General features: G+C 68.7%; 29 protein-coding genes. 24 read left to right on the top strand and 5 right to left on the bottom strand.

The window, feature by feature from the left end:
* The coding region (locus tag B4E30_RS16470) for a DUF3027 domain-containing protein (protein WP_349676968.1) at positions 1–763 on the bottom strand (763 nt) is incomplete at its 3' end.
* A complete protein-coding gene (locus B4E30_RS16465; RefSeq protein WP_071044473.1) occupies positions 747–1,130 on the bottom strand; it encodes a cold-shock protein in 384 nt (127 codons plus the stop codon). The genes B4E30_RS16470 and B4E30_RS16465, both read right to left, overlap by 17 nt.
* A gap of 167 nt (positions 1,131–1,297) precedes the next feature.
* On the opposite strand from B4E30_RS16465, the gene B4E30_RS16460 reads away from it, so the two are divergent.
* From B4E30_RS16460 to B4E30_RS16440, 5 genes are all read left to right on the top strand, one after another.
* Positions 1,298–1,564 (top strand): multidrug ABC transporter ATPase, encoded by a 267-nt coding sequence (locus B4E30_RS16460; RefSeq protein WP_071044472.1) that lies wholly within the window; start codon positions 1,298–1,300, stop codon positions 1,562–1,564.
* On the top strand, positions 1,565–3,283 hold the full coding sequence (locus B4E30_RS16455) for a helicase-associated domain-containing protein (RefSeq protein WP_286796346.1): 1,719 nt from the start codon (positions 1,565–1,567) through the stop codon (positions 3,281–3,283). It abuts the gene before it with no gap.
* A gap of 33 nt (positions 3,284–3,316) precedes the next feature.
* Positions 3,317–4,960: a DNA repair helicase XPB gene (locus tag B4E30_RS16450; protein WP_286796344.1), complete on the top strand. Its 1,644-nt coding sequence runs from the start codon at positions 3,317–3,319 to the stop codon at positions 4,958–4,960.
* 63 nt (positions 4,961–5,023) lie between these two features.
* The gene (locus B4E30_RS16445; protein WP_071044469.1) at positions 5,024–5,716 is read left to right on the top strand and encodes a response regulator transcription factor; all 693 of its coding nucleotides are present in this window, start codon (positions 5,024–5,026) and stop codon (positions 5,714–5,716) included.
* A 165-nt stretch (positions 5,717–5,881) separates the two neighbouring features.
* Entirely contained in the window at positions 5,882–7,489 is a 1,608-nt protein-coding gene (locus tag B4E30_RS16440) for a sensor histidine kinase (RefSeq protein WP_286796342.1), read from the top strand.
* Between the two features lie 140 nt (positions 7,490–7,629).
* On the opposite strand, the gene B4E30_RS16435 is transcribed toward B4E30_RS16440, so the two are convergent.
* From B4E30_RS16435 to B4E30_RS16425, 3 genes are read right to left on the bottom strand one after another with little or no spacing between them, the layout of a single operon-like run.
* A complete protein-coding gene (locus tag B4E30_RS16435; RefSeq protein ID WP_286796340.1) occupies positions 7,630–9,063 on the bottom strand; it encodes a recombinase family protein in 1,434 nt (477 codons plus the stop codon).
* A complete protein-coding gene (locus B4E30_RS16430) occupies positions 9,060–9,497 on the bottom strand; it encodes an ImmA/IrrE family metallo-endopeptidase (RefSeq protein WP_286796338.1) in 438 nt (145 codons plus the stop codon). The genes B4E30_RS16435 and B4E30_RS16430 overlap by 4 nt, the downstream gene beginning before the upstream one ends.
* A gap of 13 nt (positions 9,498–9,510) precedes the next feature.
* Positions 9,511–9,945, bottom strand: coding sequence for a helix-turn-helix domain-containing protein (locus B4E30_RS16425; RefSeq protein WP_286796337.1), 435 nt, complete (start codon positions 9,943–9,945; stop codon positions 9,511–9,513).
* Between the two features lie 44 nt (positions 9,946–9,989).
* Here B4E30_RS16425 and B4E30_RS16420 point away from each other — a divergent pair, with 44 nt between their 5' ends.
* The 19 genes from B4E30_RS16420 to B4E30_RS16330 form a co-directional block, all read left to right on the top strand.
* Entirely contained in the window at positions 9,990–10,238 is a 249-nt protein-coding gene (locus tag B4E30_RS16420) for a helix-turn-helix domain-containing protein (protein WP_286796335.1), read from the top strand.
* A 144-nt stretch (positions 10,239–10,382) separates the two neighbouring features.
* Complete coding sequence (locus B4E30_RS16415; protein WP_286796333.1) at positions 10,383–10,664, top strand: hypothetical protein; 282 nt, start codon at positions 10,383–10,385, stop codon at positions 10,662–10,664.
* Positions 10,664–11,047: a hypothetical protein gene (locus B4E30_RS16410; RefSeq protein WP_286796332.1), complete on the top strand. Its 384-nt coding sequence runs from the start codon at positions 10,664–10,666 to the stop codon at positions 11,045–11,047. Before B4E30_RS16415 ends, B4E30_RS16410 begins: the two co-directional genes overlap by 1 nt.
* Positions 11,044–11,289: a hypothetical protein gene (locus B4E30_RS16405; protein ID WP_286796330.1), complete on the top strand. Its 246-nt coding sequence runs from the start codon at positions 11,044–11,046 to the stop codon at positions 11,287–11,289. The genes B4E30_RS16410 and B4E30_RS16405 overlap by 4 nt, the downstream gene beginning before the upstream one ends.
* A complete protein-coding gene (locus B4E30_RS16400) occupies positions 11,286–11,519 on the top strand; it encodes a hypothetical protein (RefSeq protein ID WP_286796328.1) in 234 nt (77 codons plus the stop codon). Before B4E30_RS16405 ends, B4E30_RS16400 begins: the two co-directional genes overlap by 4 nt.
* Entirely contained in the window at positions 11,519–12,724 is a 1,206-nt protein-coding gene (locus B4E30_RS16395) for an ATP-binding protein (protein ID WP_286796326.1), read from the top strand. The genes B4E30_RS16400 and B4E30_RS16395 overlap by 1 nt, the downstream gene beginning before the upstream one ends.
* Positions 12,721–13,014 (top strand): hypothetical protein, encoded by a 294-nt coding sequence (locus B4E30_RS16390; RefSeq protein WP_286796324.1) that lies wholly within the window; start codon positions 12,721–12,723, stop codon positions 13,012–13,014. Before B4E30_RS16395 ends, B4E30_RS16390 begins: the two co-directional genes overlap by 4 nt.
* Positions 13,011–13,631, top strand: a complete 621-nt coding sequence (locus tag B4E30_RS16385) for a hypothetical protein (protein ID WP_286796322.1) — start codon at positions 13,011–13,013, stop codon at positions 13,629–13,631. The genes B4E30_RS16390 and B4E30_RS16385 overlap by 4 nt, the downstream gene beginning before the upstream one ends.
* Positions 13,631–14,584, top strand: coding sequence for a recombinase RecT (locus B4E30_RS16380; protein WP_286796320.1), 954 nt, complete (start codon positions 13,631–13,633; stop codon positions 14,582–14,584). Before B4E30_RS16385 ends, B4E30_RS16380 begins: the two co-directional genes overlap by 1 nt.
* Positions 14,581–14,976, top strand: coding sequence for a hypothetical protein (locus tag B4E30_RS16375; RefSeq protein WP_286796318.1), 396 nt, complete (start codon positions 14,581–14,583; stop codon positions 14,974–14,976). The genes B4E30_RS16380 and B4E30_RS16375 overlap by 4 nt, the downstream gene beginning before the upstream one ends.
* 26 nt (positions 14,977–15,002) lie before the next feature.
* Entirely contained in the window at positions 15,003–15,392 is a 390-nt protein-coding gene (locus tag B4E30_RS16370; RefSeq protein ID WP_286796316.1) for a hypothetical protein, read from the top strand.
* Positions 15,389–16,279, top strand: coding sequence for a DUF2303 family protein (locus B4E30_RS16365; protein WP_286796315.1), 891 nt, complete (start codon positions 15,389–15,391; stop codon positions 16,277–16,279). The genes B4E30_RS16370 and B4E30_RS16365 overlap by 4 nt, the downstream gene beginning before the upstream one ends.
* 109 nt (positions 16,280–16,388) lie before the next feature.
* Positions 16,389–16,958 (top strand): crossover junction endodeoxyribonuclease RuvC, encoded by a 570-nt coding sequence (locus B4E30_RS16360; protein ID WP_286796313.1) that lies wholly within the window; start codon positions 16,389–16,391, stop codon positions 16,956–16,958.
* A complete protein-coding gene (locus B4E30_RS16355; protein WP_286796311.1) occupies positions 16,955–17,335 on the top strand; it encodes an HNH endonuclease signature motif containing protein in 381 nt (126 codons plus the stop codon). Before B4E30_RS16360 ends, B4E30_RS16355 begins: the two co-directional genes overlap by 4 nt.
* The gene (locus B4E30_RS16350) at positions 17,332–18,156 is read left to right on the top strand and encodes a DNA adenine methylase (RefSeq protein WP_286796310.1); all 825 of its coding nucleotides are present in this window, start codon (positions 17,332–17,334) and stop codon (positions 18,154–18,156) included. The genes B4E30_RS16355 and B4E30_RS16350 overlap by 4 nt, the downstream gene beginning before the upstream one ends.
* A gap of 316 nt (positions 18,157–18,472) precedes the next feature.
* Positions 18,473–18,922 (top strand): hypothetical protein, encoded by a 450-nt coding sequence (locus B4E30_RS16345; RefSeq protein ID WP_286796309.1) that lies wholly within the window; start codon positions 18,473–18,475, stop codon positions 18,920–18,922.
* On the top strand, positions 18,922–19,290 hold the full coding sequence (locus B4E30_RS16340) for a hypothetical protein (protein WP_286796308.1): 369 nt from the start codon (positions 18,922–18,924) through the stop codon (positions 19,288–19,290). Before B4E30_RS16345 ends, B4E30_RS16340 begins: the two co-directional genes overlap by 1 nt.
* A 162-nt stretch (positions 19,291–19,452) precedes the next feature.
* Positions 19,453–19,770: a hypothetical protein gene (locus tag B4E30_RS16335; protein WP_286796306.1), complete on the top strand. Its 318-nt coding sequence runs from the start codon at positions 19,453–19,455 to the stop codon at positions 19,768–19,770.
* Positions 19,767–20,077, top strand: a 311-nt coding sequence (locus tag B4E30_RS16330) for a single-stranded DNA-binding protein (protein WP_286796304.1), incomplete at its 3' end; no start/stop codon positions are given. The genes B4E30_RS16335 and B4E30_RS16330, both read left to right, overlap by 4 nt.

The following is a 20,077-nucleotide window of genomic DNA, read 5'->3' as shown; positions in this document are numbered from 1 at the left end:
CGGAGTCGTCTTCGTCGGAGTCGGTGACGTCCTCCTGGGAGTCGTCGTCCTCGTCCTCTTCGGAGTCGTCAGAGTCGTCGTCCTCTTCGGAGTCGTCGTCCTCGTCCGAGTCGTCCTCGTCAGAGTCGTCCCCATCGGCGTCGTCGTCCTCGTCCGAGTCGTCCTCGTCAGAGTCGTCCCCATCGGCGTCGTCTTCGTCGGAGTCGGCATCCGGTGCGAGCTCGTCGATGTCGACGCCGTCCACGTCGCCGGCGTGCAGGATCGACGCGTCGTCATCCGCCTCGTCGTCGTCTTCATCATCGTCGTCGAAGTCGGAGGCGTCGTCGTCGGCCCCCTCCTGCGCCGCCGCAGCCTGCGCGGCCTGGTAGTCGGCCAGGCGCTCCGCCCACGGCACCCAGTCCGGAGCCACCAGGGCGTCGTCGCCGGGCAGGAGCTCGACCTCGAGCACGGTCGGCTCGGCGTCGGCGACGCGCGCCAGACTCACCGTCCAGAACCAGCCGGGATAGCCCGCGAGGCGGTTCGAAAACAGGAGCGAGACGACCCCGTCGGCCTCGACACGGTGACCCGCGGGGTCGCCGATCGTCGCTTCGGGTGTGATCTCGCGGAGCGCGAGCAGCGCGAGATCGCGTGCTTCGAGGAGCGCGGGATCGGTCAGCGCCGAGACGCCGGCGGATTCGTCGGTTCCGGGCTCTTCGTCGATAGCGGACTCTTCGTCGATAGCGGACTCTTCGTCAGTGCCGGGGGTCTCAGGCGTCGAGGTCATCCGCTACCTTGCGCAGAACCGCGGCGATCTTCTTCGAGTGCGAAGAGCTGGGGTAGCGACCGCGACGCAGGTCGCCCCCGACGCCGTCGAGCAGGCCGACGAGGTCTTCGATAATGACGGCCATGTCGTCGGCGGGCTTGCGCGAGCGCTTGGCGAGGCTCACCGGGGCCTCGAGAACCCGCACCGACAGTGCCTGCAGACCGCGCTTGCCGTCGGCGACGCCGAACTCGAGGCGGGTGCCGGGCTTGGGGGCCGCCGCCTGCGCGGGCAGCGCGCTGGCGTGGAGGAAGACGTCCTGACCGTCATCGGCGGTGATGAAGCCGAATCCCTTGTCCTCGTCGTAGAACCTGACCTTGCCGGTGGGCATCGAAACCTCGCTGGAAACGGGCCCGCACGTGCGGGCCGGATGGAATCCGGGGTCGATCCGACCCCGCATCCAGACTACGGCACGCACCAGCGCGTCACCCGCGATGCGAGCCCGACACCGGCACCGGCGAAGGCGTCTTCGCGAGGCGCTCCGCTAGGCTGAGACGGATGAGCACGCGAAGCCCCGGCGGCGACGTCCCGATCCGCCGCATCGACCGCATTCTGGCGTTCATGTCCCTGGGTCTGCTGGCGCTGTCGATCGTGTGCTTCTTCGCGATCATGATCGGATCGGGAGCGGGCGCCGACATGGCCACGGGCGTCTGGCCGGCGGTGGGCTTCACCGTCTACTTCGCACCTCCGATCGCCTTCGTGATGCTGTTGACGGTGCTCATCATGACGCTCGTGCGGAGGGCACGGGCCAACCGCGGGTCCTGAGTGGTCTCCGACGAGCGCGCTCTCGCCCTGCAGCTCGCAGGCCTCGATGACGCGCGACTCGCTGAGACGTTCACGGCGCGTTCCGTCTCCGCCGCGGTGGGCTGGCGCGACTTCTTCGACGCCGCCGAAGGCCTCCTCGAGCCGGCCTCGATCGACCGGGCGCTGACCCGTCTGCCACGCCGCGCGCTCGCGTCGCTGGCATCCGCGGCCGACGGCGGCCGGGAGGCGACCGACGCCGTGCCGGAGATCCTGCAGCTCCTCGTCGACGGCGCGACGCCACAGGCCGTCGCCGAACGCGTGCGACGCCTGCACCGCGCGCATCCGACCGCTTTCGATGCTCGTGCCGACGACGCACCCGGCCCCGCGAGCGACGCGCAGGAGGCGGCCGCGGCCGAGCGGGCCTTCACCGCCACCGGCGCGCTGGCGGACCTGCTGCTCGGGGCCGACCAGACCTCCCTGACGCTGACCGCCACGGGCACGGTGAGCGCGAGCGATCGACGGCGCCTGCTCGAGGCGGGGATCGTCGCCGACGCGGAAGAACTCGACGATCTGGTCGCCGTCGCGCGCGCGGCGGGTCTCGTCGACGCGAGGGATCGCGAGGCCACCGTCTCGGACGGGGGCGACCGGTGGCTGCGACTCCCCACCGCAGCGAGGTGGGAGCAGGCCATGACCGGCGTGCACGCGGCGCTGCCGGCCGGGGTCCGCGACGAGGCGAACGGCCTCCAGCCGGTGTCGCTCTGGCCGGACGGCTATCCGCTCGATGACGACTGGCCGGCGCTTGCACGGCAGTGGGCGCGCATCGTGGTGCGATGGGGGCTGTTCGCCGACGACGGCGCCGAGCCCTCCTGGACGCGATCGCTGCGCGAGACGGGCACTGTCAGCGCTTCGGCGCTTCTCCCCCACCTCCCCGCCGAGATCGACAAGGTGTACCTGCAGGCCGATCTGTCCGTGATCGCGCCGGGCCCGCTCCAGCCCGACCTCGAGCTCCGCCTGCGGCGCATCGCCGCGCGCGAGTCCCGCGCCCAGGCCTCGACCTACCGGTTCACGGGCGAATCCCTCGACGCGGGCCTCGCCGACGGCGAGACCGCCGCGAGCATCCGCGCCTTTCTCGGCGAGCTGTCTCTCACCGGCATCCCACAGCCCCTCGAGTACCTGGTCGACAGCACGGCGGAACGTCACGGCGCGGTACGGGTGCGCTCCGACGTGCAACGGAACCTCACCGTGGTCGAGACCGACGACCCCGACCGTCGTGAGGCACTGTCGGTCGATCAGTCGCTGCGGCCCCTGGGCCTCGTTCTCGACGACGGGGTGCTGCTCACGCGCGTCGGCCGCGACGCCGTCTCGTGGGCCCTCGCCGACGCGCGCTATCCGGTCACGGTGATCGGCGACGACGGCCGGCCGACGTCACCGAGGCGGAGTCGACGCACGACGGCCGCATCGGCGCCCGCGCCCGCCCGGTACGACGAGCTGATCGCGCGCCTGCGCTCCGGGCACAGCACCGACAGCGACGAGGCCTGGCTCGAGCGGGAACTCGAACAGGCCGTGCGAGCCCGCGCGGCCGTTCGGGTGACCGTGCGGATGCCCGACGGCAGCGACCGCGAGCTGACCCTCGAGGCCTCGGGACTCGGCGGTGGAAGGCTGCGAGGACTCGACCGCGCCGCCGACGTCGAGCGCACCCTGCCGCTGCGGAGCATCGTGGCCGTCGCGCCCGCGGAGTGACGCCCCTTCCGCAGCCCGGTAGAATCGAACGCTATGGCTGACGGCCCCCTCATCGTTCAGAGCGACCGCACGGTGCTCCTCGAAGTCGCGCATCCCGACGCGGAGACCGCGCGTCATGAGCTGGCGATCTTCGCCGAGCTCGAGCGCGCGCCGGAGCACATCCACACCTACCGGATCACCCGGCTGGGCCTGTGGAACGCCCGCGCGGCGGGCCACGACTCCGACGACATGCTCGCGACCCTGGACCGCTGGTCGCGCTTTCCGGTGCCGCCCTCGGTGTCCACCGACATCCGGGAGACCGTCGCCCGCTACGGCCGGCTCACGATCGAGCGCACCGACGACGGCTCGCTCGTGCTGCGCTCCGGCGACGCCGCGGTGCTCGCCGAGGTCACGAAGAACAAGCGCATCCAGCCGCTGCTGGTCGGGCGTCCGTCGCCGGACAGCCACCTCATCGACGCGTGGGCGCGGGGCCACATCAAGCAGGAGCTGCTGAAGATCGGATGGCCGGCCGAAGACCTCGCCGGCTACACCCCCGGCACGCCGCACGAGATCGACCTGGCCGAAGACGGCTGGAGCCTCCGCCCGTATCAGCGCCAGGCCGTCGACATCTTCCACGACGGCGGCTCCGGCGTCGTGGTGCTCCCCTGCGGTGCGGGCAAGACCCTCGTCGGCGCCGGCGCGATGGCCGCGACCAAGACCACCACGCTCATCCTCGTGACGAACACCGTCAGTGCCCGCCAGTGGCGCGACGAGCTGCTCAAGCGCACCTCCCTCACGCCGGAGGAGATCGGCGAGTACTCCGGACAGTCCAAAGAGGTGAAGCCGGTCACCATCGCGACGTACCAGATCCTCACCGCGAAGCGGAAGGGCCAGTACGCGCACCTTGCACTCCTGGACGCGCTGGACTGGGGCCTGGTCGTCTACGACGAGGTCCACCTGCTGCCGGCGCCCGTCTTCAAGCTCACCGCCGACCTGCAGGCGCGGCGCCGCCTCGGCCTCACCGCCACCCTCGTGCGCGAGGACGGGCGCGAGGGCGACGTGTTCAGCCTCATCGGGCCGAAGCGGTTCGACGCGCCGTGGAAGGAGATCGAGTCGCAGGGCTTCATCTCCCCCGCCGCCTGCTACGAGGTGCGCGTCGACCTCCCGGCCACGGAACGCCTCGAATACGCGGCGGCGGCCGACGACGACCGCTACCGGATGGCCGCGACCGCGCCGGCGAAGATCGGCGTCGTGCGCGATCTGGTCGCCCGGCACGACGGCGAGCGCATCCTCATCATCGGTCAGTACCTCGAACAGATCGACACCCTCGCAGATGCCCTCCACGCACCCAAGATCACCGGGCAGACCCCGGTCGACGAGCGCGAGGAGCTGTACCAGGCGTTCCGCGAGGGCGAGATCTCCGTGCTGGTCGTGTCGAAGGTCGCCAACTTCTCCATCGACCTTCCGGAAGCGTCGGTGGCCATCCAGGTGTCGGGCTCCTTCGGGTCGCGGCAGGAGGAGGCGCAGCGTCTGGGCCGGCTCCTGCGCCCGAAGACCTCGGGCCACACGGCCAGCTTCTACACCCTCATCGCCCGGGACACCGTCGACCAGGACTTCGCGCAGAACCGCCAGCGATTCCTCGCCGAACAGGGCTACGCCTACACGATCATGGACGCCGATCGGCTCGACGCCGCGTGATGGATGCGGGGCGAACCGGCCGATATCCAGCAGGTTCCTGAAAACCCCGACCATAATGACCCTATGACCGCACCGCGCATCCTCGTCGTCGACGACGAGCCGAACATCCGTGACCTGCTCATCACGAGCCTGCGTTTCGCCGGCTTCCAGGTCCGCGCCGTGACCAACGGAGCGCAGACGATCTCGGCCGTGCTCGAAGAGGAACCCGACCTCATCGTGCTCGATGTCATGCTCCCCGACATGAACGGCTTCAGCGTGACCAAACGGCTCCGTGGAGCCGGCTACACCGCGCCGATCCTGTTCCTCACCGCGAAAGACGAGACCGACGACAAGATCACCGGCCTCAACGCCGGCGGCGACGACTATGTCACCAAGCCCTTCAGCCTCGACGAGATCGTCGCGCGCATCCAGGCCATCCTGCGCCGCACGATGCAGGCCGACGAGGACTCGATCATCCGCGCCGGCGAGATCACGATGGACCAGGACACGCACGACGTGCAGGTGGGCGAGACCGCCATCGAGCTGAGCCCGACCGAGTTCAAGCTGCTGCGCTACCTCATGCTGAACCCGAACCGCGTGCTGTCCAAGGCGCAGATCCTCGATCACGTGTGGGAGTACGACTTCAACGGCGATGCCGGCATCGTCGAGAGCTACATCTCCTACCTCCGCCGCAAGATCGACCCGCACGCGACCGAGCCGCTCATCCAGACCAAGCGCGGGTTCGGCTACATGCTGAAGACGGGCAAGTCCGCCTGATCCGGCACACGACGCGGCGCACGGTCGCGGGAGGGGGCGGACACCCTGGGTTCTGAGACGGACGCCGTCACCCGTTGGTGGCGCGGCATCAGCCTGCGCGCGAAGGTCACCGGCGTCACGGTAACCCTGCTCGCGGTCGGGCTGTTCGCGGCCGGATTCGGCACGATGACGTTCCTGCGCAGCACGCTCTACAACAACATCGACGCGAGCGTGCGCGGCTACGCCTCGACCGACGCAGTGAGCGGCCTGATCGATGTCGTGGTCGAAGGCGGGCAGGTCTCGTTCACGCCGCGCGACGAAGACGACGTGCCGCCGACGCCGTACTTCGTAGCCGTCTACGGACCCGACGGCGCCCTCGAGGCGATCGCGGGCGGTTCGGGGGGCCTCGAACCGGACTTCCCCGACGAGTTCACCCTGCAGGCCACCGCCGCGCGGGGTCTGCAGCCGTTCGCCCTTCCCGACATCGAGGGCGACGAACGCTTCCTCGCGGCGGTCGACGTCTTCCAGCCCGACGGCGTCGGCGATCTCTTCACCCAGATGGTCGTCGTCTCGACCGCGTCGACCAATCAGGTCGTGGCGACCTTCCTCGGCATCTACGCCGTCATCTCCGTGGTCATCCTCGGCGCCGGCGCCCTCGGCACGAGGTGGCTGGTCACCCTGACGTTCCGCAGCCTCGGCCAGGTCGAAGACACCGCCATGTCGATCGCGGCGGGCGATTTCAGCCAGCGCATGACCGACATCGAGCCGCGCACCGAGGTCGGCCGCCTCAAGATCGCCATCAACACGATGCTCGGCCGCATCGACGCGGCCATCTCGCAGCGCGAAGCCACGGTGCGCCAGATGCGGCGCTTCATCGGCGACGCCAGCCACGAGCTGCGAACGCCCCTGGTCACCGTGCGCGGATACGCCGAGCTCTACCGGATGGGGGCGATCCCCACCGGTGACGACACCGCCCAGGCGATGGACCGCATCGAGAAGGAGGCCATCCGCATGGGCGTCCTCGTCGAGGACCTGCTGGCCCTGGCCCGCCTCGACGAGCGGCGCGACGTCGACATCGCTCCGGTCGACCTGCGTCCCATCGCCCGGGACGCCGCCCTCGACGTGCGCGCGACCTCGCCCCGTCGCACCGTCACGGTCATCGAGGCGATCGACGCCGTGCTCCCGGGAGGGGAACGCTCCGCGGACAGCCCCGACACCGCCGACGCCAAGAAGCGCAGCGCTCCGACCACCACCGCGATCGCCCGCGCCGGGGCGTCGCTTCTTCGCCGCCGCTCCCGGCAGAACGCGCAGACGGCCGCGGATCCCGACGCCGACACGCTGCCGATCGCCGTGCGACGCCCGCAGCCGGTCGTCAGCGGCGACGAGAACCGCATCCGGCAAGTGGTCGCCAACCTGCTGGGCAACGCCCGGCGCTTCACCGGCGACGACTCCCCCATCGAGTTGCGGGTCGGGGTCGACCCGGTCGCGGCCACGGGGTGGATCGAGGTGATCGACCACGGCGAGGGTGTGCCCGATCAGCTCAAGGACAAGATCTTCCAGCGGTTCTGGCGCGCCGACACATCGCGCACCCGGGAGACCGGCGGCACGGGCCTCGGCCTGTCGATCGTCGCATCGATCGTGGATGCCCTGCACGGCGACGTCGGCGTGCTCGATACCCCCGGCGGCGGCGCGACGTTCCGTGTGTCATTCCCGCTGGCCGAGCAGCGCGAGCCCGAGGAGCACCTGCTCATCGAGACCCAGCCGCTCCCGCGTCTCGAGCGCGACGCGCTCTGAACCTCTCCTCCCCACCGCCGACGGATGAGGCCCGCTCCACCGGGAGCGATCGACGCGTACGCCGCCGGTTCGCCCCGACCTAGCGTGGGGATCCCGAAGAGAAAGGGATGCTCCCATGGCAGTGTTCTCCGTGGAGAGTGCTACTTTCTCGTCGCCCAGCGGGGGATGATGTCGAGCCGGGCTGGTGCGTCGGCTCGGTGGACGATCACGCGGTCGATCAGTGCGCGCGCGATGCGGTTCTGCAGGGCGGGTGTGGAGTCCTTCCACCCTTCGACGAGCCGGGGGACCTCGAGCAGCAGGTTCGATTCCGGTATCGGCGCCGCTTGCGCGTAGCGCAGGCGCAGCCCTTTCAGATCATCGTTGACCTTCGCTTCGGTGGCGTCGTAGGCGGCCTGGGAGATCTTCTCGTCGAGGAGCTTGATCGTCAGGTTCGATAGGCGGTTCTCGGCGCGGAGGATGAGCTTCTCGATCGCAGCGCGGTCTTCGATGGAGGTGAGTCGGTCTCGCTTGGCGCGGTCGGCGGCTTCGGTGAGCAGCGCGGTCTGTTCGGGCAGTGCGAGCACCCAGGCCGCGACTTCACGCTCGGCTAGCTCGCGTGTGATGTGCACGGGTGTCGGGCAGTGGCCGCCGCGGGGTCTGCGCGCGCATCCGTAGTTGCCCTGCCCGCCGGTGCTGCGCACGGCCATCATCGGCCCGCCGCAGCCGGCGCACTTGAGGAGCCCGGAGAGCATGCGCACGGATCCTCGCGGCGGGCGTGTGGTGCTGGCGCGGCGGGCGAGGTATGCCTCCCACGTCGCCGGGTCGATAATCGGTTCGTGTGCGCCGGGGTGGAAGGTGCCCTTCGACCAGATGAGGCCGGCAGCGAAGCCTCGGTCGAGGTAGCGGGTGACGCCGGCGGTCTGCCATTCGAGTCCGTTGCGGGTGCGGTGGCCGTGGTCGTTGAGCCACCGGGTGATCGAGGCCATGCCGTTTCCTGCGATGGCGCGGCGGTACATCTCCCGGACGACGGGCGCGAGCGCTGGGTCTGGGGTGTAGGTCCGGTCGAGCGTGTAGCCGAAGCGGGGGCGACCGGTGCCGGGGAGCCCGTCGCGAACGCGCCGCTCGAGGGTTTCTTTCCATCCCTCGCCGATCAGCTCGGCCTGGTAGGCGTTGAGCTCTCCGAGCATGCCGCGAGCGAACCGCCCCGACGCGGTGTGGTTGTCGACGGGCTCGGTGGCGCTGATGAGGTTGCCGCCGACTGTGTCGACTCGGTCGACCGCGGTGGCCCACCGGAGGCGGTTGCGGGCGGTGCGGGAGAACTTCCACACGATGATGGTGTCGAACTCGCCGGCTTCCATGCGGGTGATGGCCTGGTCGAGGCGCGCCCACCACGCGGAGCGGGCGCGGGAGCCGGATTCGTCGATGCCTTCCACCCAGTCGACGATGCTGATGCCGTTCGCGGCGGCGTAGGTGTCGATCGAGTGCCGTTGCACGTCGGGTGAGGTCATGCCGTCGCGCTCTTTGGAAACGCGGATCAGCGCGAGCGCGCGGCGCGGCGCGGCGGCCGGGCGGCGGATCGGCGCGACGGTCATCATGCGACGACCCGGTGTTCGTATTGGCCGACGCCGAGCCGCGGTCGCACGTAGGTCGTGTCGCCGACACGGAGGAGGATGCGCTGGAACGCCTCGACAATCTCGACGGTGACGTCGAGTTCCACGGCCATCGCGGCCATGTGCCCGTGGAGGTATGATTCAGCATCGGCGTATGCGTCGGGGTCGATGAGTCGCAGGGCCGCCCATTCGTTCGCGCGACGTTCCTGTGTCGCGCGCGCCGGCCCGAAGGGGGTCGGCTCGTCTCCGAAGATGTGGTGCGCGATCTCGTGGGCGAGAACGGACCGGGCGACGCGGCGCGGCATTCCCGGGTCGAGGCGGATCGTGCTCGATCCCGCGTGGTAGCCGCCGATGTGGCGGCCCTTCTTCTCGATCACGTGGAGTCCGAGTTCGCGGGCGTAGTCGAGCAGTTGGTGCATCCTGGTCCCCCGATCAGGAGTCGTATTTGTCTTCGGTGTCGTCCGGGTTCCACGTGATGCTTTCCGCGGCGACTTCCTCAAGATCATGCGCAGGGGTTGCGACAGTCGGGCGCGGGCGCAACTGCGTGACGTTCGCGGGCTCGGTGTCGGCCGCGTCGAAGCGCTCTTCGGCGCGGCGGACGATGGTGGACGCGTCGACGCCGAGGGTGTCGGCGATGCGGAACAGGGTGGGCATCGAGAGGGGTCGTTCACCCTTCACCCAGCGGTCGAGCGTTTCACGGTTGATGCCGCTTTTGCGCGCGATGCTCGCGACGGTTTCGTCGGCTGCGGCGATCTCCGCTCGGACCTGAGCGGCGATCGTCTGACCGAACCGGTCCGCATCCTGCTTATTAGCCATACGGCCAACCATATGACCACTGCGGCTACAAAAACAAGCCGAATTCAGCATGTATCAATCTTGACGCTACCGACCTCTCGATGTAACTTAGCCATATGGCTACACAAGCAAGCCGCACGGCTGACATAGGTCGCGAAGTCGCGACTCTCGTGCTCGCGGCGATCGGTGACGCGGGGCTCTCGAAGTCTAAGGTCGCCGACCTCTCGGGCATCCCCTACTCGACGCTGAACCGCAAGCTCATGGGCCGCGGCGAGTTCTCGTTCGAGGAGCTCTACCTGCTCGCGGAAGCGACCGGGCGCCGCCCGTCCGACTTCACGCCGAGCGCTTTCGCACAGGTGGCGTGATGCCGACGTTCGAGGAGTGCATGCGTGAGGCGTACGAGGAGTACGTCCGCGGGTGGCTCGACGAACACATGCCGACCGCCGCCTGAGAAACGGAAACGGCGCCCCCTGGCCGGGACGCCGCCTCACAAGAAAGGAGCCAAGCAAGTGGCTCAACACACCATGGTACAGACCCAGCTCGGGGACGCGCTGCGCCGCCTCGCGGACCGCGTCGACGGGGCGCCCGCTCTGGCGGGTGCGAAGAAGTACCCGACCGTCCCGGCGCAGATCGACTTCACCGTGCGCACTCGCGACGTTGTCGCGGTCCTCGCGCAGGACTTCGGTGCCCCGGTGCACACACACCACGGCGAGCAGGGGCTGCGGTCGTTCTTCGACGTGGACTGTGGCGGCGTCGTCCTCCACGTCTTCGCGTTCGAAGGGAGCGTGTGATGTCGTCGGCGGCGACGTTGGAGCGCGCCGCGATCCGCTCCGGGAACGACTGGGTCGTGATGACCGAGGACGAGCGCGCCGCGTATGAGGCGTGGCGGGATCAGGCCACGCACCGGGCGGGTTCGGCGCAGCAGCGGGCTTTCATCGCCGGGATGCGCGCCGAGCGGGCCGCGGCGGCGTCGTGGGAGCGGATGACGCCTGGCGAGCGTGCCGACCACCGTGAAGCGTGCCCTGACCTGTGCCCCGCGTGTGAGGAGCATCGCCCGTTCGGTGAGTGCATCACGTGCGGGAAGGAATCGGAAGCGGTCGGCGTCGACGAGCTGTCGGTGTGTTGCGGGTCGAAGGTCCACCTGAGCCCGTTCGACCCGTGGAGCATCCGATGATCCGCGACATTCTCGCGTGGATGTGCCTGTTCGCCGGCGGCTTCCTCCTCGGCAGCGACATTGCTCGACTGCAGATCACCGGCATATCCGCTGCAGCACTCCTCCTTCTCGTCGCCGCGGTCTGGCTGTTCGGGGCATTCCGCCCCGAGTTCTGGTTCGGCGACATCTCCGAAGACCACCCCGACGCGCTCGGCTCACTCGACCTTGCTGAGCGCGCACACCGACAGGAAACCCACCAGTGAACACTCCCACCATCGATCAGCCCATCAAGATTGACTCCCGCTGGGAGCAGACCACGATCACCCATTCGGGCCGCAAGCTCGTGCGCGTCGTCGAGGTCATCGGTCGTCCGACTCTGTCGTCGCCGGTGAACCTCCGGATCGTCCGCAACGACGCCCACCCGCACCGTGAGGGCAAGACGACGTCGCTGCGCGCGTCGGTGCTCCGCGCGAACTACCGGGCGGTGGCGTGATGGCTCAGACGTTCAGCGTAGAGAACTTCAAGGGTGTCCGGGAGATCTCCCTCTCCCCCACGGGCTCGCTCGTGGTCATCGCCGGCGGGAACGGCGCCGGGAAGTCGAGCTTCATCGACGCATTCGTGGAGCTTTTCGACCCGAAGGGCACACGTCTCACACCGAAGCCGATCCGTGACGGCGAGTCGGAAGCGCGTGCGGAGTTCACCGACACCGACCTGGGTGTGCGGATCGTGCGCACCTGGAAGAAGGAAGACGCCGGAAAGCTCGAGGTGTTCGCGCTCGATGGTGCGAAGTACTCGAAGCCCGCCGAAGTGGTCGCGTCGCTGACGGGCGGGCTGATCTTCGACCCGGTGCAGTTCCTCAGCCTCGACGAGAAGCGGCAGCGTGACGCGCTGCTCGCGAAGGTGGATCTGCCAATCGACCTGGACGAGGTGGCGCGGGAGAGGGCGGGCGCGGAGGAGCGTCGCCGGGATGCTGGCCGGGAGGTGAAGCGTCTGCAGGGCGCGCTGTCGACAATGACGGCACCGGCGCCTGGCACGCCGACGGAGGAGGTGTCGGCCGCCGACATCATCGCCGAGCTGCGAGCTGGCAACGACCAGAACCGACGCGTGATCGATGCGCAGAACGAGTGCATCGTCCTCGATCGCCGCATCGAGGATCTCGAGGCTCAGCTCGCGTCGGCTCGTGGTCGCGCCGCCGATCTCGCCAAGATCGCGGCTGAGGACCAAGTCGACGTTGAGGCGATCCGTGAGCGTCTGGACGCGGTCGAGGAGTCGAACGCTGGGGTGCGCGCCGCGGCAGAGTACTCCCGGACGGCGTCGGCCGCGTCGACCGCCGCGTCGGAGTACGCCGCAGCACAAGATGACCTCGACGAGATCGAGGAGCGGAAGCGCGCCGCACTCGCGTCGGCGACGTTCCCGGTCGATGGCCTCTCGGTCGATGAGTCCGGGGTGACGTTCGACGGGGTGCCGTTCCGGCAGACGAACACGGCCACGCAACGGAAGGTCGCGTTCGCGATCGCCACCGCGGGTGACCCGAAGCTGAAGCTCGTCATCGTCCGCGACGGCGACCTCCTCGACGCCGACAGTCTCGCCGCCGTCCGTGAAGTGGGCAAGGAGCGCGGCTACACGGTGCTGGTGGAGCGTGACCGGGATGAGTCTCGGGAGATCGGCTTCACGATCGAGGACGGAGCACTCGCATGAGCGGGCGCATCGACCACGCCGCCGAAGCGCGTCAGCACATCGAGTGGGCTCACGAGCGTCAGTCTGAAGAGGGCATCACGGACCGCTCCGTCACTGACACCGCGCTGATCGCGCAGGCCGAGGCGACCCTCGCACTCGCGGAGCAGCAGCGCATCGCGAACGTCATCGCTCTCGGCCAGTTCCGGGTGATGCCTTCCGATCTGCCGTGGTTCCGGCACCTCGTCATCCAGCCGAGCGGTGACGTCGGCATTGACCTCACCGACGAGGTCCGAACGGGGCTGGGACTGTGAGCGGGCTCGCAACGCTGGACCGCACTCTCGCGGATACCGCCGACCGGGATTCGTGGCTGCAGGTGCACGAGCGGGTGATCGGCTCGTCGACGGCGGGGAAGTTCGCGAAGCGCTCGTCGGTGGAGACGTACGTGCGGCAGATCCTCGCGCCGCGCACCTTCTCTGGGAACGGGTCGACGGAGCGGGGAAACCTCTGGGAACCCGCACTCCTCGCCGCCGCCGGGGCGTCCCCGAACAGCCTGTTCATCCACCACCCCGACCAGCCCCGATTCGGCGCGACGGTCGACGGCACGAAGCGCACCGCAGACGGCTTCGCGATCGTGGAGACGAAAACGAAGAACAACCGCATCGTGTCGTCGCCCACCCCGTACGAGGTGCGACAGCTCGCCTGGCAGCTGTACTGCATCCCGGAAGCCGTCCGAGCGGAGTGGTGGTGGGGCGAGATCGTCGAAGATCCCCGCTCCCCCGACGGGTGGCGTCTCCGCCGGCCCCCGCAGCATCTCGTGTTCGAGCGGGATCACCCGGCGATCGTGCTCGCCACCGACCTGATCGTGCCCATCGCGCACGACGTTCTCGCCGCGCTCAATGCGGCCGCTCTCGCGGAGGTTCCGTTCTGATGACTGATCTTGCACTGCCCACGTCGGTTCGCCCCGATACGTGGAACGAAGACACCGCGGCGATGATGGAGTTCGCCGGACTCACCTGGGTCGAGCAGCGCCCTGACCCCCAGAATCCGGGGACTCCACAGCGGGTGCGCATGTACGCGCCTCCCGGGATCATGGCCGCCTTCATCGGCGCGTGCCGCCGCACTGGCCTGGACCCGACGGCGAAGCAGATCTACGCCGCCGTCATGGGTGGAAAGTGGACGATCCTCGTCGGCATCGACGGGATGCGGGTCGTCGCGCAGCGCACCGGCCAGTACGACGGCCAGGATCCGATCGAGTGGCTCGCCGAGGAGAACGGCCGGTGGACGACCGTCCCGCCCAGGGCGCCGTACGCCGCACGCGCCCGGATCTTCCGCAAGGGAGTCGGCCGGCCGCTCGAGCAGACGGTGACCCTGCAGGAGTTCGGCGGCAAGGGCGGCAACTGGGACAAGCGGCCCTCCCACATGCTCGGCATCCGCGCTGAGTCGCATGGATTCCGGCGCGCGTTCCCGATGGAGCTTGCGGGGCTCTACACACCGGAGGACTTCGAGACCGACAGCGTCGACACGAGTGACGCGCCCTGGGAGAACGCACCCGTCGATCAGGACTGGCTCACGCTGATCGCCGAAGCGAGCGACAGTGAGGCGCTGGCGCAGATCGGCGCTCGGATCGCGGAGAGCGAGCAGGGCACCGACAAGATCCGCGCCGCGTACCGTGCCCGGTCGGCTGTGCTCGCCGCCGAAGCGAACACCGAAGACGCCGACGTCGTCGACGAGGCGGCGCCGGATGAGACCCCCGTCGAGGATGCCACCCCCCAGGACGCTCCCCCCGCGTCGGCATCCTCGATGGGCCCCGAACCCACGCAGGAGGAGTACGAGGCCGCGGAGGCCGCACGCTTCGACGCTGAGCACGGCGGCGACTCGTGACCGACATCGCGAACCTCTCCACCGGGGAGATCGTCGAGTACGAGCCGGTGTCGCCCCTGGAGCTGGAGATGATGATCCGCGAACTCGGCGACCGCCTGGAGCGCGCCGTTCCCGTGATCAAGCAGCTATGGGCCGACCGGTACTCCGCCGAGCGGAAGTACATCGAGGAGCGCGCGAAGGCGGTCATTCGGTCGACGGAGCCGACGGTCACCCGTCAGCGCGCCGAGGCGGATCTCGCGTCTCTGCCGTACAAGCACGACTTCGACTCGGCGAAGGAGACGCTGCACGCCGCGGAGGAGCTGCAGAAGGCGCTCACGGCGAAGCTGTACGGCTACCTCAACCTCAACAAGGTCAACGCCGCCGCCTACCAGGTGGGCGGGGTCGGCCGATGAAGACCACCCACAGAAAGGGAGACCAGGTGGATACCCAGAAGAAGGACGAGAACCGGCCGCCGAGCTTCGCGGCAATGCTCGCGCAGGTGCGTCCCCGCACCGACGTGGAGGCCGCCGAGACGCTGCGGAAGGTCATCGAGGCGGTGAAGGCGACCGGGAAGACCGGGTCGATCACGATCCGCCTGGACGTGAAGCCGGCCGACGGGCTCAACGAGGCCGTGGTCGTTTACGACCGCATCACCCAGAAGGTGCCGGAGAAGACCCGTGAGGGCTCGATGGCGTTCGTCACCCGTGACGGTGACCTGTCGCGTACGGACCCGTCCGCGATGCCCCTGTTCGACGACGAGGACATTCGCGACGCCGGCGCGCATGTCGACCCGAAGACCGGTGAGATCAAGGAGGCCCCGGAGGCATGAACGAACTGGAAGCCATCGCGGGTGGAACGGAGGCCGCTGTCGTCTCCGACCTCGCACAGCAGGCGCTGAAGCCGCAGCCGGTGCACCCTGCCGAACTGTACGTCCTCCCGGACGGGCGCGGCGGCGTGCGGGTCGTATCGACCGACGAGTACAGCACCGCACCTCGCCACACCGCCGCGGCACGAGTGGTGACGGATGCGGCGTCATTCGTCGCGTACGTGAACCGTCACCGCCGCCCCGGCACGGAGATCTACGCGCACACGAACAGCTCGTCGGTGGTCGCTGTGATCGACTCCCACGAGCCGGTCACGGAGGAGGCGTTCCTGCCCGGCTGGCAGAAACACACCCTCCGGCTCGCGCTCGAGAAGTCGAAGCCTTGGCTCGCGTGGGAGAAGGCAGACGGGCACCTGTTCGCGCAGGACGAGTTCGCTGACTTCCTCGACGATCAGTGGTCCGATGTCATCGACCCCGCACCCGCGGTGCTCGTCGACATCGCGACCACGTTCCACGCGAAGACGAACGTCGACTTCAACGGCGGCGTGCGACTCGACTCCGGTGACGTGAAGCTCACGTTCGAGGAGAAGACGACCGCGAAGGCCGGGCAGAAGGGCGACATCGAGATCCCGAAGAAGATCCAGCTCGCGCTCCGCCCGTACGTCGGCGGCCCGATCTACTCCATCTGGGCGCACTTCCGGTACCGGCTCCGCGGCGGGCAGGTGCTCCTCGGGTTCAAGCTCGAACGCCCGGAGACGGTGCTGGATGCCGCGTTCGCGGACATCGTGACGGAGATCCGTGAGGGCCGCACCGACAAGCGCGACGGTGTCGAGACGCGCGTGCACGACGGCATCGGTGACGTGCCGATCTTCAACGGCAAGCCGTCGTCCTGACCGGTCGCTGCGCGTAGCAGGCGCAGCGCATGAACCGGGGACCGGCCGAGTAGCAGTCGGCCGGTCCCCTCCACCCACACATCGCATTCCCTTGACCAGGAGTCTCAGCGTGAGCTTTCCCTACTCTGGCGCACCCACATCGCAGGCGCCAGCCGACCGCATCTACGTCGGCCTCGACCTCTCCCTCACCTCCACCGGCGTCGCGATCATCCACGGCGACACCACGACCGTGCAGCGCATCACCTCGAAAGGCCGCAAGGGCGCGACCTCCGCCGAGCAGACCGAACGCCTCGTCGACATCGTCGAACGCATCGCCGCCGTCGTCCCGGTCAGCGACCACACCCGCATCGCCATCGAAGGGCCCTCATTCGGATCGACCGGCTCGGCGGCGCACATCATCGCCGGACTCTGGTGGCTCGTGCGCCGGTATCTCCGCGACGAAGACGTCGTGATCGTCCCGCCGGGCACCGTGAAGAAGTACGCGACCGGATCAGGCACCGCTCAGAAAGACGCCGTGCTCGCCGCTGTCGTCCGCCGCTACCCCCACGTCGACGTGACGGGCAACGACGAAGCCGACGCGCTCGTGCTCGCAGCGATCGCAGCCCGCCTCGACGGACACCCGGTTGACGAGATCCCGGCCGCGCACGTGGCGACGCTCACCAAGGCGGTGCAGCGATGAACGTCCCCTGGAGGCACATCCAGTTCACCGAAACCTGTTGGCTCTGGACTGGCCCCGTCCACAAGCGCTACGGGAAGTACGGCGGAACCACAGCGCACCGCCATGTTTTCCGCGCGCTCGGCGGGGAGATCCCCGAGGGTCTGGAGCTTGACCACCTCTGCATGAAGCCGCTCTGTGTAAACCCGGATCACCTCGAGCCCGTCACCCGCGCGGAGAACGTCCGCCGACGCCGCGAGGCCTATACGGAGTGTTCGAACGGGCACGCCTATACGCCCGCGAACACTTACATCCGCCCGGACGGAGCCCGTGACTGCCGCGCGTGCATTCGGGTTCGGGTGGCCGCGTACAAGCGCCGCCAGGCCGGAGTAGCAGCATGAGCGCGCTCAAGTCGCCGATCCAGTACTTCGGCGCGAAACAGCAGATCGCGGACAAGATCGTCGCCCTCATGCCCGCGCACCAGGGATACATCGAGCCCTACGCCGGAAGCCTCTCGGTGCTGCTCGCCAAGCCCCAATCGAAGATCGAGGTCGCTAACGATCTCGATCACCGGCTGATGACATTCTGGCGAGTCCTCCGAGACCGACCCGACGAGCTGCTCCACGCCGCAGAGCTGACGCCGCACTCGCGCGCAGAACTCGACAGAGCGGCCGCTCTCGATGAGGACGTCGACGAGCTCGAAGCCGCCCGACAGGTGTGGGTGCTTCTCACGCAAGGCCGCTCACGCACGATGAAGCGCACCGGGTGGAGGTTCTATGCCGACCCGCAGGGCACGAGCGCCTCATTCGGAGCCACGTACATGAACGCCTATCGGAGCCGGATCGGGCCAGCGTTCGATCGACTCCGCGCGGTCTCGCTCGAGTGCAGGCCAGCGCTAGACGTCATTGAGCAATACGGCGCGTTCCCCGACAATCTGCTCTACGTCGACCCGCCATACGTCCACACCACCCGGCAAGGCGCGCGCTATTCGCACGAGATGACGGACGAAGATCACCGCGATCTCGCAGACGCGCTGCATAGAGCACGTGGACCCGTGCTGCTATCCGGGTATGCGTCGGACCTCTACGAGTGCCTCTACCCGGAGTGGCATCAGATCCGAATATCGGCGAGGAGTGACAACGCGGTGAAGCGCGACGTCGTCGAGGTCGTGTGGTCGAACCGCCCAGTCGGCGACCAATACCTGTGGAGCGACATCGCATGACCGCTGTGAAGACGCTCGTGCTCCGCTGCGACAAGCCCGCGTGCGGTGAGAAGGTCCACGCCCGCCCCGACGAGGACGTGACGGCGCTTCGACGCCGAGCGGCCGCTGAGCGGGGTTGGCGGTCGACACCGTCGTTCGATCAGGGCGGCCACTCAGACCGGTGCAGGTTCCACGCATGAGCGACCTGTTCAGCGCTGTCGCGCCCGAAACCCTGCCCCACGAGCCGCCGGCGTCCCGGTGCCGCCGCTCGTGCTGCTGGACACCTCTCGGCCACTCCACGGCCGCGACGTCCTGCACCTGCCACGAAGGAGACCCCATGGCCGACCAGGTGCCGATCCCGATGCTGCGGAAACTGAACGCCCGCGACGGGCACCACTGCATCATGACCGCGACGGAATCCGACCGTCTCGTGCCCCAACACCGGCAGGGAGGGATGGGCGGGCGACGCAACAAGCACCGCCTGGCGAACCTGCTGTGGCTCGACAGCATCGCGAACGGGCTGATCGAGTCCGACCCGCGGCTGCAGGCGGTCGCGAAAGCGTGGGGCGTGAAGGTCAGCCTCCACGCGAACGTGGAAGAGATCCCCGTGTTCCGTCCGCACATGGGCCAGTGGTTCCGGCTCGTCGGCGAGACCCGGATCCCGATCACAGCGCTCGAGGCTTTGGACCGGATGCACGCGTTCTACGGCGACGAGTACTTCGTCTGGAAGGCGGCGGCTGACCGGTCGGTGCACGAGGTTGCTCTCGCCGCGAGGGGGGTGCGCTGATGGCCGCCGGGCTCCCGTGGGTGCGTATCGACAGTGACCTCGCGCAGAACCCGAAAGTCGCGGATCTGGCGGCCGAGCATGGACAGCGAGGGCTCGCGGCAGCGTTCGTGTTCGTCTGTTCCATCGGGCACTGCGCGGCACACAACACCGACGGGGAGATCAGGAAGGCGATGCTCCCGTTCATCCACGGCACCCCAGCACTGGCGCGACTGCTTGTCGACGTGGGCCTGTGGGAGGTCGCGGAGAAAGGGTGGCGGGTCGCGAAGTACGCCGAGCACCAGCCGACTGCTGAGTCGCGCGAGGCGGCGGCTCAGCGTCGAAGCGATGCGGCACGCACTGCGGCGAACGCGAGGTGGGGCAATGCGTAAAGGATGCGTGGCGCATGCGGCATCGCATAACCGCATGATGCGTCTCTCATGCCACGGGACGGGACGGTACGGGACGGAACGTAAGAGCCACCAAGACACCGCACAGAATCGTCGCCTTTCAGATGCGGCCGGGGCTGTGGATAACCGGTCGGTGGTCGCGCGATGAGGGTCGAACTGAACCTGCCCGACAAGGTCTGGGCCGCGTGCCTGAACGTCGCAGAGCAGAACCACACGAGCGTCGCCCGTGTCGTCGAGGCCGCGATCCGGGACGCTATCCGCCCGTCGTCGATCGCGAAGCTCCAAACCGAAGCGAGACGCAACCAGATCTTGCAGGCGTGGGGCGACGGCCTCACGGACCGGGTGATCGCGGAACGTACCGGCGAGCTGGTGCAGTACGTCGCCGCGACACGACGCAAGGCGGGACTTCCCGCGAACATCCAACGCCGGGCGACCGGCACCAACGAGAGAAAGACAGCATGACCGGAGAAACGATCATCACCGTCGTCGGCAACCTGACCGCCGACCCGGAGCTGCGCTACACGCAGAACGGACTTCCCGTCGCGAACTTCACGATCGCGTCGACGCCGCGCACCTTCGACCGCCAGGCGAACGAGTGGAAGGACGGCGAAGCGCTGTTCCTCCGCGCGTCCTGCTGGCGCGACTTCGCCGAGCACGTGGCCGGTTCGATGACCAAGGGCATGCGCGTCATCGCCCAGGGTCGTCTGCGCCAGCGGTCCTACCAGGACCGCGAGGGCAACAACCGCACCGCCATCGAGCTCGAGGTCGA

The organism is Microbacterium sp. UBA3394 (assembly GCF_002358725.1).
In the GTDB taxonomy this organism is placed as follows: Bacteria; Actinomycetota; Actinomycetes; order Actinomycetales; family Microbacteriaceae; genus Microbacterium; species Microbacterium luteum.
Note: the sequence above shows the minus strand (reverse complement) of the source record. Positions and strands in the feature narration are given on the sequence as shown.

Coding starts and splice junctions, on each gene's coding strand:
- B4E30_RS16465 (WP_071044473.1), bottom strand. CDS start 1,130: ATGCCCACCGGCAAGGTCAGGTTCTACGACGAGGACAAGGGATTCGGC.
- B4E30_RS16460 (WP_071044472.1), top strand. CDS start 1,298: ATGAGCACGCGAAGCCCCGGCGGCGACGTCCCGATCCGCCGCATCGAC.
- B4E30_RS16450 (WP_286796344.1), top strand. CDS start 3,317: ATGGCTGACGGCCCCCTCATCGTTCAGAGCGACCGCACGGTGCTCCTC.
- B4E30_RS16445 (WP_071044469.1), top strand. CDS start 5,024: ATGACCGCACCGCGCATCCTCGTCGTCGACGACGAGCCGAACATCCGT.
- B4E30_RS16440 (WP_286796342.1), top strand. CDS start 5,882: ATGACGTTCCTGCGCAGCACGCTCTACAACAACATCGACGCGAGCGTG.
- B4E30_RS16435 (WP_286796340.1), bottom strand. CDS start 9,063: ATGATGACCGTCGCGCCGATCCGCCGCCCGGCCGCCGCGCCGCGCCGC.
- B4E30_RS16430 (WP_286796338.1), bottom strand. CDS start 9,497: ATGCACCAACTGCTCGACTACGCCCGCGAACTCGGACTCCACGTGATC.
- B4E30_RS16425 (WP_286796337.1), bottom strand. CDS start 9,945: ATGCTGAATTCGGCTTGTTTTTGTAGCCGCAGTGGTCATATGGTTGGC.
- B4E30_RS16420 (WP_286796335.1), top strand. CDS start 9,990: ATGGCTACACAAGCAAGCCGCACGGCTGACATAGGTCGCGAAGTCGCG.
- B4E30_RS16410 (WP_286796332.1), top strand. CDS start 10,664: ATGTCGTCGGCGGCGACGTTGGAGCGCGCCGCGATCCGCTCCGGGAAC.
- B4E30_RS16405 (WP_286796330.1), top strand. CDS start 11,044: ATGATCCGCGACATTCTCGCGTGGATGTGCCTGTTCGCCGGCGGCTTC.
- B4E30_RS16395 (WP_286796326.1), top strand. CDS start 11,519: ATGGCTCAGACGTTCAGCGTAGAGAACTTCAAGGGTGTCCGGGAGATC.
- B4E30_RS16390 (WP_286796324.1), top strand. CDS start 12,721: ATGAGCGGGCGCATCGACCACGCCGCCGAAGCGCGTCAGCACATCGAG.
- B4E30_RS16380 (WP_286796320.1), top strand. CDS start 13,631: ATGACTGATCTTGCACTGCCCACGTCGGTTCGCCCCGATACGTGGAAC.
- B4E30_RS16365 (WP_286796315.1), top strand. CDS start 15,389: ATGAACGAACTGGAAGCCATCGCGGGTGGAACGGAGGCCGCTGTCGTC.
- B4E30_RS16355 (WP_286796311.1), top strand. CDS start 16,955: ATGAACGTCCCCTGGAGGCACATCCAGTTCACCGAAACCTGTTGGCTC.
- B4E30_RS16350 (WP_286796310.1), top strand. CDS start 17,332: ATGAGCGCGCTCAAGTCGCCGATCCAGTACTTCGGCGCGAAACAGCAG.
- B4E30_RS16345 (WP_286796309.1), top strand. CDS start 18,473: ATGGCCGACCAGGTGCCGATCCCGATGCTGCGGAAACTGAACGCCCGC.
- B4E30_RS16340 (WP_286796308.1), top strand. CDS start 18,922: ATGGCCGCCGGGCTCCCGTGGGTGCGTATCGACAGTGACCTCGCGCAG.
- B4E30_RS16335 (WP_286796306.1), top strand. CDS start 19,453: ATGAGGGTCGAACTGAACCTGCCCGACAAGGTCTGGGCCGCGTGCCTG.